The organism is Stenotrophomonas sp. KH_052, assembly GCF_057838755.1.
In genome coordinates this window covers 4,827,501-4,846,015 of the sequence record NZ_CM174475.1, presented here as the reverse complement: position 1 = coordinate 4,846,015, position 18,515 = coordinate 4,827,501, and the positions used below count along the sequence as shown (strand labels likewise).

The 18,515-nt window shown below is 67.0% G+C and carries 15 protein-coding genes; 10 read left to right on the top strand and 5 right to left on the bottom strand.

What is annotated here, in order from left to right; genetic code table 11:
- Positions 1 to 52 precede the first annotated feature (52 nt).
- The gene (locus AC3ITW_RS22085; RefSeq protein WP_065723985.1) at positions 53 to 508 is read right to left on the bottom strand and encodes a MarR family winged helix-turn-helix transcriptional regulator; all 456 of its coding nucleotides are present in this window, start codon (positions 506 to 508) and stop codon (positions 53 to 55) included.
- Between the two features lie 248 nt (positions 509 to 756).
- Complete coding sequence (locus tag AC3ITW_RS22080; RefSeq protein ID WP_489389826.1) at positions 757 to 1,671, bottom strand: IS110 family RNA-guided transposase; 915 nt, start codon at positions 1,669 to 1,671, stop codon at positions 757 to 759.
- A gap of 684 nt (positions 1,672 to 2,355) precedes the next feature.
- On the opposite strand from AC3ITW_RS22080, the gene folE reads away from it, so the two are divergent.
- The 4 genes from folE to AC3ITW_RS22060 all read left to right on the top strand — a co-directional run bounded on the left by folE (position 2,356) and on the right by AC3ITW_RS22060 (position 8,634).
- Positions 2,356 to 2,967 carry a GTP cyclohydrolase I FolE gene (gene folE, locus AC3ITW_RS22075; RefSeq protein WP_004141296.1) on the top strand — a complete coding sequence of 204 codons (612 nt, stop codon included), beginning with the start codon at positions 2,356 to 2,358 and terminating at the stop codon, positions 2,965 to 2,967.
- A gap of 112 nt (positions 2,968 to 3,079) precedes the next feature.
- Positions 3,080 to 4,549, top strand: a complete 1,470-nt coding sequence (locus AC3ITW_RS22070) for a DUF3375 domain-containing protein (protein ID WP_046985163.1) — start codon at positions 3,080 to 3,082, stop codon at positions 4,547 to 4,549.
- Positions 4,536 to 5,237, top strand: a complete 702-nt coding sequence (locus AC3ITW_RS22065; protein WP_005411692.1) for a DUF4194 domain-containing protein — start codon at positions 4,536 to 4,538, stop codon at positions 5,235 to 5,237. Before AC3ITW_RS22070 ends, AC3ITW_RS22065 begins: the two co-directional genes overlap by 14 nt.
- 16 nt (positions 5,238 to 5,253) lie before the next feature.
- A complete protein-coding gene (locus tag AC3ITW_RS22060; RefSeq protein ID WP_100435667.1) occupies positions 5,254 to 8,634 on the top strand; it encodes an ATP-binding protein in 3,381 nt (1,126 codons plus the stop codon).
- A gap of 96 nt (positions 8,635 to 8,730) precedes the next feature.
- Here AC3ITW_RS22060 and AC3ITW_RS22055 read toward each other — a convergent pair whose 3' ends face one another.
- Complete coding sequence (locus AC3ITW_RS22055; RefSeq protein ID WP_012512533.1) at positions 8,731 to 9,510, bottom strand: sulfite exporter TauE/SafE family protein; 780 nt, start codon at positions 9,508 to 9,510, stop codon at positions 8,731 to 8,733.
- Positions 9,511 to 9,613: 103 nt separating this feature from the next.
- Here AC3ITW_RS22055 and AC3ITW_RS22050 point away from each other — a divergent pair, with 103 nt between their 5' ends.
- On the top strand, positions 9,614 to 10,006 hold the full coding sequence (locus AC3ITW_RS22050) for a YchJ family protein (RefSeq protein WP_004141396.1): 393 nt from the start codon (positions 9,614 to 9,616) through the stop codon (positions 10,004 to 10,006).
- 3 nt (positions 10,007 to 10,009) lie between these two features.
- On the opposite strand, the gene AC3ITW_RS22045 is transcribed toward AC3ITW_RS22050, so the two are convergent.
- Positions 10,010 to 11,290: a GGDEF domain-containing protein gene (locus tag AC3ITW_RS22045; protein WP_100435668.1), complete on the bottom strand. Its 1,281-nt coding sequence runs from the start codon at positions 11,288 to 11,290 to the stop codon at positions 10,010 to 10,012.
- A 150-nt stretch (positions 11,291 to 11,440) separates the two neighbouring features.
- Between AC3ITW_RS22045 and egtB the strand changes: the two genes are divergently transcribed.
- The 5 genes from egtB to AC3ITW_RS22020 all read left to right on the top strand — a co-directional run bounded on the left by egtB (position 11,441) and on the right by AC3ITW_RS22020 (position 16,767).
- Positions 11,441 to 12,712, top strand: coding sequence for an ergothioneine biosynthesis protein EgtB (egtB, locus tag AC3ITW_RS22040; protein WP_012512531.1), 1,272 nt, complete (start codon positions 11,441 to 11,443; stop codon positions 12,710 to 12,712).
- A complete protein-coding gene (gene egtD, locus AC3ITW_RS22035; protein WP_100435669.1) occupies positions 12,709 to 13,683 on the top strand; it encodes an L-histidine N(alpha)-methyltransferase in 975 nt (324 codons plus the stop codon). The genes egtB and egtD overlap by 4 nt, the downstream gene beginning before the upstream one ends.
- 84 nt (positions 13,684 to 13,767) lie before the next feature.
- On the top strand, positions 13,768 to 15,036 hold the full coding sequence (locus AC3ITW_RS22030) for a lytic murein transglycosylase (protein WP_100435670.1): 1,269 nt from the start codon (positions 13,768 to 13,770) through the stop codon (positions 15,034 to 15,036).
- A 40-nt stretch (positions 15,037 to 15,076) separates the two neighbouring features.
- Entirely contained in the window at positions 15,077 to 15,943 is an 867-nt protein-coding gene (locus AC3ITW_RS22025; protein WP_100435671.1) for a D-hexose-6-phosphate mutarotase, read from the top strand.
- 50 nt (positions 15,944 to 15,993) lie between these two features.
- Positions 15,994 to 16,767, top strand: coding sequence for a DUF2628 domain-containing protein (locus AC3ITW_RS22020; protein WP_100435687.1), 774 nt, complete (start codon positions 15,994 to 15,996; stop codon positions 16,765 to 16,767).
- Positions 16,768 to 16,773: 6 nt separating this feature from the next.
- Here AC3ITW_RS22020 and AC3ITW_RS22015 read toward each other — a convergent pair whose 3' ends face one another.
- Positions 16,774 to 17,961 (bottom strand): benzoate/H(+) symporter BenE family transporter, encoded by a 1,188-nt coding sequence (locus tag AC3ITW_RS22015; protein WP_100435672.1) that lies wholly within the window; start codon positions 17,959 to 17,961, stop codon positions 16,774 to 16,776.
- Positions 17,962 to 18,515 lie beyond the last annotated feature (554 nt).

Genomic DNA, 18,515 nt, shown 5'->3' with positions numbered 1-18,515 from the left:
GTAAAAGCCGCTGGCGTGTGCACGGCAGCGGCGGTATTCGGGGGCAGCGGTCTTACGTGATGCGGTCGGCGGCCTCGGCCAGCAGGCGCCATGCCTTCAGCACGGCATGCAGTTCATCGATGGACAGCTCGCCGAACACGTCCTGGCGCAGGCCGATCAACTGGTCTTCCAGCTCGCTGACCAGCGCGTGTCCCGCGTCGGTCAGCCACAGCAGGTTGGCGCGGCGGTCGCTGGCGTCGCTCTCGCGGCGGACCAGGTCGCTGGCGCACAGCTTGTCCAGCAGGCGGACCAGGGAAGGACCCTCCATGCCCAGCTGCTGGGCCAGCGCCACCTGGCGGATGCCGCCACCGGAGCGGCCGATCATCAGCAGCGGCATGGTGCAGGCGGTGGAGATGCCGTAGCTGCCGAGCCGGCTGTCGGCCAGGCGCTGCCACTGCCGCCCTGCGTAAAGCAGGCCGGAGCTGAGCTGCATCTGCAGCACGGTGCGCTCGTCGAGGGGTCGGTCCATAAGAGATAGATAGGATACTACTAATTTCATTCCTATCAATAGATTTTTCTGAATGGGCGGGTGTGTTGAGGAAAGCGCTGCGCCTGCCTGGTGTCGGGTGGGGCTGCGGGGGCCGGACGGTGCAGGACACGCCGCAAGTACGTCCCTGTAGCAACTGTGTTGCTGGAGAGTCTCAGGCCCGTCAGGTAAACGGGCACGGTAGTGCCGGCCGCTGGCCGGCAGCCTTTGGTCTTTCGCCCTGGCTCGCCTCAGGCGGGGACTAGCCCGCTTTCAGCGTCGCGCACACGGGCGTTGAGGATGACCAGCATCTTCCGCATCACTGCCACGATGGCCACCTTGCCTTCCTTGCCGCGGGCTCGTAGCGACTGGTAAAAATCGCGCAGCCGAGGTTCATGCCGCATGGCCGACATTGCCGCCATGTAGAGCACTTGCCGGATTTCGGCTCTTCCACCGTGGATGCTTCGTTTTCCTCTCATCGTGCCGCTGTCGTGGGACATCGGGGCTACCCCGACCAGGCTGGCGATGCGCTTGCCAGTGATCCTGCCAAGCTCTGGCAGATAGCTGGCTAGAACTGCCTGCAGCACAGGCCCTACGCCCTTCATCGACTTCAGCATCTTCAGTTGAGGCTGCTGACCAACCTGCTCGACGATCTGCTTGCCCAGACGCTCAACCAACGTTTGTAGGCGGGTGATGTTGCCTTGCAGTAGTCGGCGCAGTTCACGATCAAGCACCATTTCCTGCTGCTGCCGCGCGATGGTCAGGGCGTCCATCGCCTGCCGACGTGCCCGAACGAACTCCCGCATCTTCTGCTGCCAAGACTGCAGCGGCTGATAGGGAGGCAGCTTCACCAGGGCGGCCATCTGCGCCAACGCGTAGGCATCCAAACGGTCGGTTTTGGCAATCTGACCCAGACCCTGAGCCAGTTTCCGGGCGCGCAAGGCATTGGCACGGACCACCGGATGACCGGCCTTGTGCAGGAAATCCAGCACAGGCTGCTCATAGCCACCTGTGGCTTCAAGCACGATCTGGCTGGTCGGACGCTTCTTCAGCCAAACATCCAGTTCAGAAAACCCGGAGCGGTTGTTGCCGACCTGCAGGGTTTCTCCGTCCGTCGTACCGATATCCAGCTGACGCTTGCTGACATCAATCCCGATCCCGTTCATCACCTGACTCCGTATAGTCTGGAAGGGTCGAGAGCTCCCCCGCTTGCCCAGTCTTATCGCTTCGAGTGGTCGCTCCAGCAACTGTTCGGGCGGATCAAGGGAGATTCCGGCGTGGGCGCCAAGCTACATGGCGATCGTCGCGATCCTGGTTACGGATCGTCGAGATCTAGGCTCGCACGGCGGCCCACGCCGGCTCTCGACGCCTACGCTGCCAGATTCCGATCAGATAAGGCTCGGCCGCGGCATCCATGCCGCGGACGGTCCTGCCCCGCCCGGCCCCCGCTGCCCTCCCATCACCCGGCGGGCGCGGTGGGTTGGCTCTTTAAAGGCAAGGGCGGGAGCCGAAGCAGTGCGGACCAACGGTCCGCACCTACCAAGGCAGCGGCGCGCAGTGCCCCCGAAGCCATGACCCCCAGCTTTTGCCCCCGCTTTCGGGTGGCCTCGTCGCGCCCGCAGGAAACTGTCCAGGAGGGGGAGAGGGGGCTGCGCAGGACCGTTGGCGCCATGGATGGCGCCATCGAGCCCCATGGATGGGTTCACGGCGTGTCCTGCGCAGCCCCCTCTCCCCCTCCAGCCCAGTACCAGACAAGGCGCCCCAAAGACCCCCCGATGAACCGTCCCAACAGGACGACCCACCCCCCGGTCGGGTACGATGCTCGCCCCCCGTTCGGGACGCTGTACGCAATGAGCAAGAACAACGAAAAGGCCGCCCCGCAGGGCGACGTGACCCAGGACCAGGCCGAGGATGCCGTGCGCACCCTGCTGCGCTGGGCCGGTGAGGACCCGTCCCGTGAAGGCCTGCTGGATACCCCCCGCCGTGTCGCCGAAGCCTATGGCGACTGGTTCAGCGGTTACCGCGACGACCCGCGCGCCTACATGGAGCGGACCTTCGAGGAAGTGGCCGGCTACGACGAACTGATCGTCCTGCGCGACATCGAGTACGAAAGCCACTGCGAGCACCACATGGCGCCGATCATCGGCCGCGTGCATGTCGGCTACCTGCCGGCCGGCAAGGTGGTGGGCATCAGCAAGCTGGCCCGCGTCGTCGAAGCCTACGCCCGCCGTTTCCAGGTGCAGGAGAAGATGACCGCGCAGATCGCCCAGTGCATCCAGGATGTGCTGCAGCCGATCGGTGTCGGCGTGGTCGTCGAAGGCGCCCACGAATGCATGACCACCCGCGGCATCCACAAGCGCGGCGTCAGCATGGTTACCTCCAAGATGCTGGGCAGCTTCCGCGACGACGCGCGTACCCGCGCCGAGTTCCTGCGTTTCATCGAAGTGGGCGGCAAGCGCTGAGCCGCTTGCCTGCACAGCGCCGACCCTGCGTGGCCGGCATGCCCACGGCTGCCCTTGCGGCGGCCGTGCGTGGCGGCTCGTCCCCGCCAGCCCTCATGACTCCTTTCGCTGCATGAAGCACCGCGAACGCATCTCCCGTTACCGCCATCTGCGCGAACAGCCCCAGTGGAAGCTGCTCGCCGCCGACCATGCCCCGGAAATCATTGGCCTGCTGCAAGGGCTGCTGATGGACGGCGAGCGCACGCTGTCGTCGTCGGTGCTCAACGAGCGCCTGCAACGTGCGCTGGACCAGCTCAACGGCGACGAACTGTCGCGCGACCTGCCGCGCACCGCGCAGGCCTACATCGCGCACTGGCTGGCCCAGGGTTGGCTGGAACGCCGTTTGCCCGAAGGCGCCGACCAGGAGCAGTACGAACTGTCGACCGCGGCGCTGCAGGCCATCCGCTTCGCCGACGGCCTTGAGCAGGCCCGCGTGGCCGCCACCGAAAGCCGCCTGGCGCTGGTCATCGAACAGCTCTCGCAGCTGGCCGCACAGACCGAATCCGATCCGGACGCGCGCCTGTCCGCGCTGCGCGACGAGCGTGACCGCATCGACGCTGAGATCGCCCGTGTCGGTGCCGGCCGTGTGATCGCGCTGGACGGCAAGCGCGCGCTGGAACGTGCGCGCCAGATCATCGGCCTCGCCGACGAGCTGACCGAGGACTTCCGCCGCGTGCGCGACGACTTCGAACAGCTCAACCGCGATTTCCGCGAACGCATCATCGACGACGAGGGCGAGCGCGGCGACGTGCTGTCGCAGCTGTTCGAAGGCGTGGACGTGATCGGCGAGAGTGATGCCGGGCGCAGCTTCCAGGCCTTCTGGCGCCTGCTCAACGACGCCGAGCAGAGCGCCCAGCTCGATGCCGCGCTGGAAGCGGTGCTGGCGCGTGGCTTTGCGCGCCGCCTTGACCGCAACGAACGCAACTTCCTGCGTGGCTTCACCAGCACCATGCTCGAGCGTGGTGGCCAGGTGCACGACGTGCTGCAGAACTTTGCGCGCAGCCTGCGCGGCTTCGTGCAGAGCCGTGGCTACCTGGAACAGCGCCGTCTCAACCAGTTGCTGAAACAGGCGCAGTCCGAAGCGCTGGCGCTGCGCGACGAGTTCCCCGCACAGCGTGGCATCGGCCGCGACCTGCAGCTGACCACCAGCCGCCTGCGTTCGTGGTCGCAGTGGAAGCTGCATGATCCGCGCAGTGCCCAGGTCGATGGCAACGTCGAATACAACGACGCGGCCGCGATCAGCCTGGAAAGCGTTGGCGATCTGGTCGCTTCATCCGAAATCGACTTCCGCACCCTGCGCCGCGACCTGCACGACCTGCTCGATGCACAGCCGCGGCTCAGCATCGCCCAGGCCCTGTCGCAGCGCGAGGCGCCGCAGGGTCTTGGCAGCGTCATCGGCTATCTGTCGCTGGGCACGCGCTTCGGCAACGTGATCGCCGGCGAGCAGGAGCTTGCCGAATGGCGTGGTGGCGACGGCCAGATCCGTCGCGCCCGCATCCCGCTGGTTTGGTTCACCCAGGAGAGACGCCATGAGCTGGCATGAAGATCCCATCGACGCAGCGCAGGCCGACGTGGCGGAAGACGCCTACGAAGCCGAGCCGGTGGCGGCCGTGGCACAGCCCCGCCGTGGCAACGACGTGTACTACCTGGGCGATACCGGACGCCTGCCGCTGGATGCGCGCCGCGCGCTGTGCCAGCTGCTGATCGGCCCCAGCATCGACCAGCTGCGCCACGCCAAGCTGTGGCCGGCGCTGATCCGCAGCGAGGCGGCCATCCGTTCGTCGCTGGCCGACCTGTTCCTGGAACTGGTGCTCGACCGTGACAGCGGTGTGGCCTTCACACGCCAGGCCGATACCGAAGACGTTGATGCGCCGGTGCTGCTGCGTACCTCACCGCTGACCTTCATCGATTCGGTGCTGCTGCTGTACCTGCGCCAGCAGCTGGCCGAGGCCGATGCGCGCGGCAACCGCGCAGTGGTGGCCGACGCCGAGATGGCCGAAGCGCTGGCCATCTACGAAAAGAACCTGTCCACCGACCGCGCCGGCTTCAACCGCCGCGTCGCCTCGGCGGTGCAGAAGATGAAGGACAACCACATCCTGACCCGCCTCAGCGGCCAGGAAGACCGCCACGAAGTCTCGCCGGCGCTGAAGCTGCTGTTCTCCGCCGAAGACGTGTCCCAGCTTTCGGCGGTGTACCGCCAGCTGCGCGAAACCCCGGCCGCCGAGGCCTGAGAGACCCTAACATCGCATGGCTATCTCCAAGCACACTCCCGCCCTGTTCAACGAAGGCCTGCCGGACCCGCGCCTGCAGCAGTTCCGCATGCGCCGCCTGCAGGTGCACAACTGGGGCACCTTCAATGGCCTGACCGAAGTGCCGATCGCCGAGCGCGGCTTCCTGTTCGTCGGCCGTTCCGGCTCGGGAAAGTCGACCCTGCTCGATGCCATGTCCGCGCTGCTGACGCCACCGGCCATCGTCGACTTCAACGCCGCCGCGCGTGAAGCCGAGCGCAGTGGGCGCGACCGCAACCTGGTGTCCTATGTGCGTGGCGCGTGGGCCGACCAGCAGGACAGCGGCACCGGTGAAATCGCTACGCAGTACCTGCGCAAGGGTGCGACCTGGACTGCACTGGTGCTGGAATACCGCGCTGGCGACGGCCGCGTGGTCAGCCTGGTGCGCCTGCTGTGGATCTCCGGAAACGGCACCTCGGCCGGTGACGTGCGCAAGCACTACATGATCGCCGAGCGTCCGTTCGACATCGCCAAGGATCTCGGCGGCTTCGACCTGGACCTGCGCAAGCTCAAGCAGAAGCTGTCCGACCTGCACCACTTCGACACGTTCTCCGGCTACGCCGAGCGCTTCCGCGACCTGCTCGGCATCGACAACGAGATGGCACTGCGCCTGCTGCACAAGACGCAGTCGGCGAAGAACCTGGGTGACCTCAACGTCTTCCTGCGCGACTTCATGCTCGACACGCCGAAGACCTTCGACGCTGCCGAGCGCCTGGTCAGCGACTTCGCCGAGCTTGATGGCGCGCACCAGGCCGTGGTCACCGCCCGCCGCCAGGTGGAAACCCTGCTGCCGGCACGCGCCTACTACAACGACCTGAAGGAAATGCACCGTCAGCGCGGCGACGACGAAGCACTGAAGCTTGGCGTCGACAGCTTCCGCGAAAGCCGCCGCCAGGCGCTGATCGAAGCGCGCCTGCGCGAGATGGATGTGCGTGACCGTGGCCTGCTCGGCGAAGAAGCCCAGCGCCGTGCCGCGCTGGACAACCACACCGAGCGTCTGGCCGAACTGGAACTGCAGCGCCGCCAGCAGGGCGGTGAGCGCATCGAGGAACTGGAACGCGAACAGGGCCGCGCCGAAGCCGAGCGCGACCGCCGCAAGGCCAAGCGTGACCAGGCCCAGGAGGCCGCACAGCAGCTGCAGGCCGAACTTCCCGACGATGCCCATGGCTTCGCCGAGCTGGTCGAGCGTGCGCAGAATGAACTGCAGGACCGCCAGCGTGCCTCGGCAGCACTGGACGATGCGATCAGCGATCGCCTCGGCGGCAAGCGCGATGACGAGCGCCGCTTCGGTGAAGTGCGCAGCGAACTCGAAGCGATGCAGCGCACGCCCTCCAACATCCCGGCGCCGATGCAGAAGCTGCGCGCGCGCCTGGCCGAGGAAACCGGCATCGCTGAAGCGGCGCTGCCGTTCGTCGGCGAGCTGATCCAGGTCCGCTCGGAAGAGCAGGGCTGGCAGGGCGCCATCGAGCGCGTGCTGGGCGGCTTCGCGCTGTCACTGCTGGTCGATGACAAGCACTACAACGACGTCGCCGAGTGGGTGAACCGTACCCACCTGGGCATGCGCTTCACCTATTACCGTGTGCGCCGCAACGACGATGCGTTCGCGCGTGAGCCGTCGGCGAAATCGCTGCTGCACAAGCTGGAGCTGCGCGAGCACGTCTTCGAAAGCTGGCTGCGCCGCGAGCTCGGCAAGCGCTTCGACTACGAGTGCGTGGATGCCAAGCAGCTGCGCAACGTCGACCGCGGCATCACCCGCGAAGGCCAGGTCAAGCATCCGGGCGACCGCTTCGAGAAGGACGACCGCAGTGCGGTGGGCGACCGCCGTCGCTGGATCCTCGGCTTCAACAACCACGACAAGGTGGGCGCCTTCGAGCGCGAAGCACAGGAACTGGCCAAGCGTATCGCCAGCTGCGAGACCGATATCGCGCGCCTGCGCGGCCAGCGTGACCGCGACAACGAACGTCGCCTGGCCTGCCATGAGCTGGTCAGCATCAGCTGGAACGAGATCGACATCGCCGCCCCACAGCAGCGCCTGAGCGATATCGAGGCCACCCTGCGCGACCTGCGCGAAGGCAACGCCGATCTCGCCAAGCTGGCCAAGCAGATCGACGCCGTGCGTGCCGACATCGAGCAGGCGCGCCGTACCTACGAAGACGTCCGCGTCGAACGTGGGCAGCTGGTCAAGGAACGAGATCGCCTGGACCGTGCACGCCAGCAGAGCCGTGCACTGGTGCTGCCGAGCCTGGCCCAGGAGCACGAGGCTGGACTTGCCGAGCGCCTGCAGGAGCAGGGCCCGCTCAGCCTGGAAACGCTGGAAGCGCACATGCGCCAGGTCAGCAACACGCTGAACGAGCAGCTGTCGTCTTCGCAGCAGGACCTCAACCGCATCGAGAACCAGCTGATCGGCTGCTTCCGCCGCTTCATCCAGCAGTGGCCGGAGGAATCGGGCGACTTCACCGTGTCGGTGGCCTCGGCCGAGGACTTCCTCGCACGCCTCGAACGCCTGGAGCGCGATGGCCTGCCGCAGCACGAAGAGCGTTTCTTCGACCTGCTGCAGAACCAGAGCAAGAACAACCTGCTGGCGCTGCAGCGCCACAGCGCCGAGGCCCGCAAGTCGATCGGCCAGCGCCTGGACGAAGTGAACGCCAGCCTCGAACAGGTGCCGTTCAACCGCGGCACGCTGCTGACCATCGAACTGAGCGACCGCCGCCTGCCGGAAGTCGGCGAGTTCCACCTGCAGCTGCGCGAAGTGTTGTCGCAGCAGCAGACCGAGCAGCGCGAGCTGGCCGAATCGCAGTTCACTGTGCTGCGCCAGCTGGTCAACCGCCTGGGTTCACAGGAAGGCGAAGACAAACGCTGGCGCGAGCTGGTGCTGGACGTGCGCATGCACGTGGAGTTCATCGGCGTCGAGCTGGATGCGGAGACGCGCCAGCAGGTCGAGATCTACCGCAGCGGCGCCGGCAAGTCCGGTGGCCAGCGCCAGAAGCTGGCCACCACCTGCCTGGCGGCGGCCCTGCGCTACCAGCTCGGCGGCGCCGACAGCCAGCTGCCCAGCTATGCCGCGGTCGTGCTCGACGAAGCCTTCGACAAGGCCGACAACGAGTTCACCGCGCTGGCGATGAACATCTTCGACAACTTCGGCTTCCAGATGGTGGTGGCCACCCCGCTGAAGTCGGTGATGACGCTGGAACCGTTCATCGGTGGCGCCTGCTTCGTCGAAATCAGCGGCCGCCACGACTCCGGCGTGCTGCTGATCGAGTACGACGAAGAAGGCAAGCGCCTGAAGCTGCCCGAGCGCAGCCGCCAGCAGGCCAACGAACCGGAAGAAGCGGAGGCCTGACCCGGCCGATTGAATGGGAATGCCGGCCAGCGGCCGGCACTACCCATGGGCGGGGTTCATGACCCGGTAGTGCCGGCCGCTGGCCGGCAACCGCACTCACGCTCCGCGCAACGTATCCCACGCCATCCGCGCGATCAGCACCACCACCAGCCCCACGAACAGCTTGCGGATGAACGGCGTACCGCCCTTCAGCGCCAACCGCGTGCCCACCACCGAACCGATGATGTTGGCCGCCGCCATCGGCAGCGCGAACAGCCACAGGATGTTGCCGGTCGGCACGAAGAACGAGATCGCCGCCACATTGGTCGCCAGGTTCACCACCTTCGACGCGGCCGATGCGCGCAGGAAATCCAGTCCGAAGAAGCGCACGAACAGGAAGATCAGGAAGCTGCCCGTACCCGGCCCGAAGAAGCCATCGTAGAAGCCGATCGCCGCACCAATGGCCAGTGCGATGGCCAGCTCGCGGCGGCCGATCTCCTGCGGCCGGTGCAGTGCACCGAAATCCTTCTTCCATAGCGTGTAAGCCAGCATCGCGATCAGCAGCACCAGTACCAGCGGGCGCACCGCATCCTTGGGCAGCAGGCTCACCGCGGTGGCCCCGGCGAAGGAGAAGATGAAGGCCGTGCCAGCCGCGAACAGCACCGGCTTCCACGGGAAGCGCACATTGCGTGCATAGCGCCAGGCCGCTGCACCCGTGCCGAACATCGAGCTGAACTTGTTGGTACCGAACAGCATCGCCGGCGTCTGCTGCGGCAGCACCGTGAACAGGCCGGGCAGCTGCACCAGGCCACCGCCACCGACGGCGGCATCCACAAGGCCGGCGATGAAGGCGATCACCACCAGCCACCACAACTCAGGGGGAACCAGTTCCAGCACGGCGATCAATCAAGGTGGGGGGCGCGACAGCATACGCCTGTCCTGCATCAGCTGACCCGTGCCGCGCGTGGATCAATCCGTGCAACCCGGCGACAATGCCGGCATGAGCCGAAAACCCGCCGATCCCTGTCCCTGCGGCCTGCCCGCCGACTACGCCGCCTGCTGCGGCCGTTTCCATGCTGGCGACGCGGCGCCTGATGCCGAGCGCCTGATGCGTTCGCGTTACAGCGCCTACGTGCGCGGTTTGGCCGACTACCTGCGCCAGACCTGGCACCCGGACACGCGTCCGGCCGAGCTGACGCTGGACGATGCGCCGGGCCAGCGCACGCATTGGCTGGGCCTGACCGTGCACGAGCACACCATTACCGGTGCCGACAGCGCCGACGTCCGCTTCACCGCGCGCTACCGCATCGGCGGCGGCAGCGCGGTGAAGATGACCGAACACAGCCGCTTCCAGCGCATCGAAGGCCGCTGGTACTACCTCGACGCGGTCTGAGCCTCAGCCGCCACGCATGGCCAGCACGCGCTGGCCGGCCTGCGCATGCACCTGGTTGCGGCCCCCGTCCTTGGCCGCGTACAGCGCCTGGTCGGCGGCCTTGACCACCGCCGTCGGCCGCTGGTCCACACGACTGTCGGCCAGGCCGATGCTCACCGTCACCTGCACGACCTGGCCGCTGCCACCGCGTCCGCGTTGCTGTCGACCGGCCTCGTCGTCGCGGCTGCGGGTGCTGCGGTCGCGCAGCTGCATACGGGTGTCCTCGATGCTCTGCCGCAGGGCTTCGACTGCATCGACGCAGGCCGTCGCCGGACGGTCCAGGAACACCACCGCGAATTCCTCGCCGCCGTATCGGAACGCGCGACCGCCATCACCCACCCGCGCCAGCCGCGAGGCCACCAGTCGCAGCACGTCGTCGCCGGTGTCGTGGCCATGGGTATCGTTGAATGACTTGAAGTGGTCCACGTCCACCATCGCGATGCTGTAGGTGCCGCGTGCCCGCTGCAGGGTCTCGTTGAACGCGCGGCGCCCCGGCAGGCCGGTCAGCTCATCGCGGAAGGCCATGTGGAAGGACTCCTGCAGCATCGCACCCAGCACCAGCAGCAGGGCGGCGCAGCTCAGCGCCGGCAGCAGCACCGGCTGCAGGAACATCCGTGGCAGCATCCACCACAGGCACAGCAGCGCCAGCAGCATTGCCGTGTGCAACGGGCGCGGGTGCCGCCAGGCCTGCCAGCCCAGCGCGGCGGTCGCCAGCAGGAACAGCAGCGCCGGTAGCTGCGCCAGCGCGTTCCAGTCGGCCGGGATCCACGCCCAGTGACGGTTCGACAGCAGATCGTGCATGCCGCGCGGCTGCTGCGTGGCCAGCAGCAGGAAGATCAGCAGCGCCACGCTGCATACCACGCCGCGCAGCAGCAGGTCCTGGCGTCGGCGCCCGCGCTCCGGCCACAACGACAGGCCGGTGAACAGCAATGGCAGCCACGCCGAGATGGCATGGAAGCGCAGCGGTGTCAGCGCGCCGACATGGCCGCTGCGCAGGTAGCCGCCGACATCCTGGTGCAGCAGCGCGAACATGACCGCCACCACCAGCAGCAGGCAGAGCGAACGTATCTGGTGGTAGAGCAGGGCCAGCCCCGCGCCGAGGCAGGCCAGCAGCCAGGGCAGGATGCGCTGCGCCGGGCTGGCCACGTCTGCGGTATCCAATGCGGTGCACAGCACCACGGCAACCAGCATGGCGGGCAGCACGAACAGGTAATGCGCAGGCTGGCGGAGCGGATGCAGGGGCAAGCAGGAATTCCAGCGCGGTGACGACGCGGCCGCAGCATTGCCGTTAGCGGCGTTCGTGGCGGCTTCTTGAATGCGGCAGGCTCATCCATGTGAACGAAGTGACGCCGAACCATGACGTCGCACTCACCGTCCAGCGCCGATGCTACCCACATGGACAGCGTACCCGCCGCCGTCGCTGCCCCGCAGCACGATCTCGCCCGCCAGTTCGCCCATGTACGGACGCGCAGCCTGCAGCTGGCCGCGCCGCTCAGTGCCGAGGACGCCATGCTGCAGAGCATGGCTGACGCCAGCCCGAGCAAATGGCACCTGGCCCACACCACCTGGTTCTTCGAACGCTTCGTGCTGGCGGGTTTCGGCACCGCGCCAGCGCATGACCCGGCCTGGGACTACCTGTTCAACAGCTACTACAAGAGCATCGGCCCGGCGCATGCGCGGCCACAGCGCGGGTTGCTGTCGCGGCCCTCGCTGCAGCAGGTGCGCGACTACCGCAAGCAGGTCGATGCGCAGGTGCAATCGCGGTTGGCGGCGGGCGATCTCGATGAACAGGCACTGCAGCATCTGCAGCTGGGCCTGCAGCACGAGCAGCAGCACCAGGAACTGCTGCTCACCGACATCAAGCATGCGTTCTGGTGCAATCCGCTGCAGCCGCCATATCGCGAAGACCTGCAACCCGTCGCAGGCAACGCCAGCGCTCAGGGCTGGATCGAATCACCCGAGCGCATCGTCACCGTCGGCGCCGCGGCATGGCCGCAGCAGGCCGCGTTCGCCTATGACAACGAATCGCCAGCGCACCGCGTGGTGCTCCCCGCGCACGCACTGGCCGAGCGTCCCGTCAGCAATGCCGAGTACCACGCCTTCATCGAGGCCGGTGGTTACCGGGAGCCGCGCTGGTGGCTCAGCGAAGGCTGGGCGCTGCGCGAAGCCGAGGGCTGGCAGCACCCGCTGTACTGGGATGACGACCTGCAGCGCGAGTACACCCTCGGCGGTTGGCGTGCGCTGGATCCGCACGCGCCGGTCTGCCATCTCAGCTACTACGAGGCTGACGCCTGCGCCCGCTGGGCCGGTGCACGCCTGCCCAGCGAGTTCGAATGGGAAGCGGCTGCGACGTCGCAACCGGTCAGCGGCCACTTCGCCGAGGATGACCACCTGCACCCGTTGGCGGGGCAGGGCAGTGGACTGCGCCAGCTGTTCGGCGATGTCTGGGAATGGACCCAATCGGCCTACGGCGCTTATCCCGGTTTCCGCCCGTTCGCCGGCAACCTGGGTGAGTACAACGGCAAGTTCATGTGCGGGCAGTGGGTGCTGCGCGGCGGCAGCTGCGCCACGCCGCGCGGACATGTGCGCGCCAGCTACCGAAACTTCTTCATGCCGCCGGCGCGCTGGCAGTTCTCCGGGCTGCGCCTGGCCAGGGACCTCACATGAGCACCGTGCATGACGCGCTGCAGGCATTGACCGATCTCACCCCCGGGCGGCAGCAGATCCTCTCCGACGTAGTGGCCGGACTCTCACGTACGCCGCGCCAGCTGCCGTCCAAGTACTTCTACGATGCGCGTGGCTCGCGCCTGTTCGAGCAGATCACGCAGACCCCCGAGTATTACCCCACGCGCACCGAGCTGGCCCTGCTGAAGCGTGTGCTGCCGGACGTCGCCCGAACCGTCGGCCCACGCCTGCATGTGGTGGAGCTGGGCAGCGGCAGCGGACGCAAGACCGCGCTGCTGCTGGCCGCACTTCACGACCCGGTGGCCTATACGCCGATTGAAATCTCGCGGGCCGCGCTGCTGTCCAGCATCGATCATCTGGCGCCGGCGTTGCCGGAGGTGGAGATGCTGCCGGTCTGTGCCGACTTCACCCGCCCCGTCGCCGTTCCCATGCCCGAGCGCGAACCCGCGCGACGGCTGCTGTTCTTCCCCGGTTCCACGCTGGGCAACTTTGAAGGCGAAGACGCGGTCGCACTGCTGCGGGCGATGCGCCAGACGATGGGCCGCGACGGCCTGGCCCTGGTCGGCATCGATCTGCACAAGGACCCGGCTCTGATCGAAGCGGCCTACAACGACGCGCAGGGCGTCACCGCCGCGTTCACTCTCAACCTGCTGGCCCGGCTCAATCGCGAGATCGGCAGCGACTTCGACCTCGACGGCTTCCACCACCGTGCCTGCTACAGCACCGCGCGGTTGCGCATCGAAACCGATCTGGTCAGCCGCTGGGCGCAGGATGTGCATCTGGACGGCCGCGCCTTCCACTTCGCCGCCGACGAACCGATCCGTGTGGAGTACAGCCACAAGTACACCGACGACAGCTTCGAGGCGCTGCTGCAGCAGGCGGGCCTGCAGGCCACGCAGCGCTGGAATGCCGACAGTCCCGCCTACGGCCTGCGCCTGCTGCGTGCCATCTAGGGTGGCCGGCCAGCCGGTACCCCTTCAGGTTCTGCAGCACCGCTACCCCTAAGATGGCCCTGCACCGGCAACACGGAGGACGCCATGCCCATTCTGATCACGCTCGGCCTGGCCGCCGCCCTCGCCTCGACGCCGGCGCAGCCGACGGCACCCGATCCCGGCCTCGATCCGGCCTTCAGCCGCTGCCTGGCGGGCCTGCAGGCCGCGGTCGCCAGCCAGGGCATCAGTGCCGACCGCTTCAACGAAATCACCGCCGATCTCACCCCGGACCCCAGCGTGCTCGGCCTGCTCGATGCGCAGCCGGAATTCACCACGCCGATCTGGGATTACCTGGCAGCCCTGGTCGATCGCCAGCGCGTTGATGATGGGCGCGCGATGCTGCAGCAGCATCGTGACCTGCTCGATCGCGTGTCCGCACAGTACGGCGTCGATCCGACCACCATCGTCGCCGTATGGGGCGTGGAGAGCGACTATGGCCGCGTGTTCGGCAAGCGCCCGCTGCTGCAGTCCCTGGCCACGCTGTCCTGCGCCGGCCGTCGCCAGGCCTTCTTCCGTGGCGAACTGCTGGCCCTGCTCAAGCTGATCGACCGGGGTGACCTGCAGGCGCAGGGGCTGACTGGTTCCTGGGCCGGCGCGTTCGGCCATACCCAGTTCATGCCCAGCACCTATGCACGCATCGCGGTCGACGGTGACGGCGACGGTCGTCGTGATCTGGTCGGCAGCATTCCCGACGCGCTGGCGTCCACCGCCAACTACCTCAAGCGTGCCGGCTGGCGCAGTGGCGAGCCATGGGGCATGGAGGTCCGTATCCCGGCCGGCTTCAACGCCAGCCAGGCCGGTCGTACCCAACGCCGCGCGCTGGCCGACTGGCGCGCGCAGGGCGTGACCGCGCTGGATGGCAGCGCGCTGGCACCGGCCAACCTCCCGGCCGACGCGCGCGCCGCCCTGCTGCTGCCGGCCGGCAACAAGGGCCCGGCATTGCTGGTGTTCCGCAACTACGACGCGATCTACAGCTACAACGCCGCCGAAAGCTATGCGCTGGCGATCGCGACGCTGGCTGACCAATTGCGTGGCGGCAACGGGTTGGCCACCGCCTGGCCGACCGACGACCCGGGCCTGGGCCGCGATGAGCGCCGCCAACTGCAGACCCTGCTGCTGGCCCGCGGCCACGATATCGGCAGCGCCGATGGCATGATCGGTACGGCCACGCGTCGCGCGATCCAGTCCGAGCAGCAGCGCCTCGGCTGGACCAATGCCGATGGGCGTGCTGGGCAGCGCATCCTGCGCACGCTGCAGGAAGAGGCCGCAGCGGCAGCGCCCGGCGTGCAGAAGGCCTTGCCCCAGGCACGCTGACCGCGACATCATCGCCGCGGTCTTCAAGGAGCGTCATCGCATGCAGTCGAATCCGGACATCAGCAGCGGCCTGTATCACGGGCTGGAGGCCTGGCAGGTGCGAACCGCCAATGCCACGGCGGTCATCAGCGTGTTCGGTGGACAGCTGCTGTCGTTCATTCCGGAAGGGCAGCACGACCTGTTGTGGCTGTCGCCCACGCGCGCCGAACTGCCCACGCCGATCCGCGGAGGTGTGCCGGTGTGCTGGCCGTGGTTCGGACGCCAGGGCCAGGACACTGATGTTCCCGCACACGGGTTGGTGCGTACCGTGCGCTGGGAACTGCAGCAGGTGCGCCAGAACGACACGGGAGAGCTGGAGCTGCAGCTGGCGCCGCCATTGCCTGCAGACCTCGGCCTGCGTCTGCAGATGCAGCTGCGTATCGGCCACCAGCTGCATCAGCAGTTGACCAGTGAGAACATCGGCAGCGCCCCGGTCACTTTCACCCAGGCCCTGCACAGCTATTTCCGTGTTGGCGATGCCGGTCGCGTCGAGGTCGATGGCCTCGATGGACTGCAGTATCTCGACAAGTACGAGGATTACGCGCAGGCGCGCCTGCAGCAGGGACCGTGGTCATTGCGCGATCCGCGTGATCCCGGCCGCAGCGATCGCATCTATACCGGTGCTGGCGGCCATTACGCGCTGCGTGATCCCGTACTGCAGCGGCGGATCGAGATCCGCAGCGAAGGCAGCCAGACCCTGGTGGCATGGAACCCGGGTGCGGACGCGGCGGCGAAGATGGCGGACGTTGGCGACGGCTGGCACGATTATGTCTGCCTGGAGGTGGCCAATGCCGGCCCCGAGCAGATCACCCTCGCACCGGGGGAGCGCCACCGGTTGGCACAGACCCTGGCCAGTGCCCCGCTATAGGTGGTGGCAGCAGTTCCAGTTTGATGATGTACGCAGGAAGGATGGAGAACATGCAGGAAGCACAGTGGTGGTATGCCAATGGCAGGCAGAGCAGTGGGCCGGTCGACCTGGCCGGTCTTCGCAAGCTGCAGCAGGACGGGACGGTAACGGCACGCACGCTGCTGTGGTGCGAAGGGATGCCGTCGTGGCGTCCATTGGCCGAGCTGGATCAGGTTTCAACGCCCATCGAAGTGGTTCCGGCCCCGGATATCGACGCGGCCCCTGTCGTTGAGGGCATCGCGCCGAGCGTCGGCGATCCCTCCGATCCGTATCGTGCGCCGGCCACTGCACCGGATACGGCAGCGGCGGCTGGGCTGGAGGGCGAATTGGCGCTGTACGCCAGCGTGGTGGGAGGCAACTTCCCGATCTATCGCCAGCGCTGGCGGCTGGATCAAGGCATCGCCACGGGCACTGGCACCTGGCACTGGCCGGCCTTCCTGCTCGGCCTGGTGTGGATGATGTACCGCAGGATGTACCGCCTGGCGGCGATGTGGGCTGGCCTGCTGCTGCTGATCAGCGTGGTCGAGACCTTGCTGGATGTGCCGGATGGCCTGTCGCTGGTCATCACCTTCGCGCTCAGCATCACCACCGGCATCTTTGGCAACAGCTGGTACCTGGCACACTGCCAGCGCCTGATCGCCCAGGCCCGTACCGTGACCGGCGGTGATGACACACGGCTGCGCAGCGAGCTGACTGCACGCGGCGGCACCAGCGTGGTAGCCACACTGATCGCCATCGTCATCGCGGTGGTGCTGAGTACGGTCGGCGCTGCGTTGGCGGGGTAGGCCGGATCAGCCGGCTTGGCGTGGCCGCAGTACCAGCAGGCACAGGGCTCCGGCCACCAGCCCCCAGAACGCCGAGCCGATGCCGGCCAGGCTGACCCCGGAGGCGGTGACCAGGAAGGTAACCAGTGCCGCCTCGCGGTCACGTTCCACCGCCAGCGCGCTGGCCAGGCTGTTGCCGATGGTGCCGAACAGCGCGATACCGGCCACGCAGGCCACCAGTTCCTTCGGGAACGCGGCGAACAGTGCCGCCACGGTGGCACCGAACAGTCCGATCACGATGTAGAAGGCGCCCGCCGCCATGGCCGCGGTATAGCGTCGCGCCGGATCTTCATGGGCATCGCGGCCCATGCAGATCGCGGCGGTGATTGCGGCGAGGTTGAGCGCATAGGCGCCGAAGGGAGCCAGCAGCGTGTTGACCACACCGATCCAGCCGATCAGTGGCGACACCGGTGCTTCGTAGCCGGATGCGCGCATCACCGCGACGCCGGGAATGTTCTGCGAGGCCATGGTGACCACGAACAGGGGCAGGGCGATGCCTGCCACGGCCGTCCACGATAGTGACGGCGTGATCCACTGAGGTACTGCCAGTTGCAGTTGTACCTGTTGTGCGTGCAGCAGACCGCGGCTGGCCGCCACAGCGATACCGACCGCCAGGGTGGCGATCACTGCATAGCGTGGGAACAGGCGGCGCCCGGCCAGCCAGGTGGCGAACATTGCGAGTGCCAGCACCAGTTGGGTGTTCATGGCCACGAACACGTCCAGGCCGAAGCGCAGCAGCACCCCGGCCAGCATGCCGGCGGCCAGCGCCATCGGCACCCGCTGCATCAGGCGGGCGAAGATGCCGGAGAAGCCTGCCAGCATGCCAAGCACCGCAGCGAGCAGGAATGCACCTGTGGCTTCAGCGAGCGAGGCACCGCCTGCACCGACCACCAGCATCGCCGCGCCCGGGGTTGACCACGCGGTCACCACCGGCACGCGATAGCGCAGCGACAGCCCGATGCAGGTGACACCCATGCCCAGTCCCAGTGCCCACATCCATGAGGCGATCTGTGCCTGGTTGGCACCGACGGCTTGTGCAGCCTGGAACACGATGACGGCCGAACTGGCGAAGCCGACCAGCACAGTAATGAAGCCGGCAACGAGGGCCGGTACTGAAAGGTCGCGCCACCACGCTTGCCGCACCTGCATGTTCATTGCCGTCTCTCCACTGTGCATCCGTGCATTGATAGCCCTTGTGGCGTTGACTGCGCAACGCGCGGTCAACGCCACAGTGATCTTCGAGCGTATGTCATGCGTGATGTTGCGTTGGTTCTGTCATCACCCTGCAAAAAAATGCTTGACGAAATCCGCAGGATCTCTAGAATTCGCTCCCTTGCTGCAGCGCACCGCTTCTTCGGAAACGGCACGCAGACAGCAACGCCACCACCGCCGAACGAGATGATCGAACGAAGGTGTTGACGGACTCGAAAAGTCCGGCATAATAGGCGGCTCGCAACGACGAAAGACCCTCGGGTCCAACGACGAAGCAGCATCGGCAACAACGTCCACCCCGGTGAGACGGCCTTGAAAAAGGTGTTGACGAAGCGGAAAAGCCGGCTATAATGGGCGGCTCGCTACGAAGGAAACTTCGCAGCACACGGGAATGGCGCTGAGGCCACTTCCCCGGATCTTTGAAAGTATGCGCAGGTATCTTGTGAAGGCGCCTGCAGGAAGGATGATTGTCCATCTTGCAGACGTTTGATCAAGCA

Bases quoted from the DNA above. Each gene is read 5' to 3' on its own strand.
- AC3ITW_RS22085 (WP_065723985.1), bottom strand. From the start codon at position 508: ATGGACCGACCCCTCGACGAGCGCACCGTGCTGCAGATGCAGCTCAGC.
- AC3ITW_RS22080 (WP_489389826.1), bottom strand. From the start codon at position 1,671: ATGAACGGGATCGGGATTGATGTCAGCAAGCGTCAGCTGGATATCGGT.
- folE (WP_004141296.1), top strand. From the start codon at position 2,356: ATGAGCAAGAACAACGAAAAGGCCGCCCCGCAGGGCGACGTGACCCAG.
- AC3ITW_RS22070 (WP_046985163.1), top strand. From the start codon at position 3,080: ATGAAGCACCGCGAACGCATCTCCCGTTACCGCCATCTGCGCGAACAG.
- AC3ITW_RS22065 (WP_005411692.1), top strand. From the start codon at position 4,536: ATGAGCTGGCATGAAGATCCCATCGACGCAGCGCAGGCCGACGTGGCG.
- AC3ITW_RS22060 (WP_100435667.1), top strand. From the start codon at position 5,254: ATGGCTATCTCCAAGCACACTCCCGCCCTGTTCAACGAAGGCCTGCCG.
- AC3ITW_RS22050 (WP_004141396.1), top strand. From the start codon at position 9,614: ATGAGCCGAAAACCCGCCGATCCCTGTCCCTGCGGCCTGCCCGCCGAC.
- egtB (WP_012512531.1), top strand. From the start codon at position 11,441: ATGGACAGCGTACCCGCCGCCGTCGCTGCCCCGCAGCACGATCTCGCC.
- egtD (WP_100435669.1), top strand. From the start codon at position 12,709: ATGAGCACCGTGCATGACGCGCTGCAGGCATTGACCGATCTCACCCCC.
- AC3ITW_RS22030 (WP_100435670.1), top strand. From the start codon at position 13,768: ATGCCCATTCTGATCACGCTCGGCCTGGCCGCCGCCCTCGCCTCGACG.
- AC3ITW_RS22025 (WP_100435671.1), top strand. From the start codon at position 15,077: ATGCAGTCGAATCCGGACATCAGCAGCGGCCTGTATCACGGGCTGGAG.
- AC3ITW_RS22020 (WP_100435687.1), top strand. From the start codon at position 15,994: ATGCAGGAAGCACAGTGGTGGTATGCCAATGGCAGGCAGAGCAGTGGG.
- AC3ITW_RS22015 (WP_100435672.1), bottom strand. From the start codon at position 17,961: ATGAACATGCAGGTGCGGCAAGCGTGGTGGCGCGACCTTTCAGTACCG.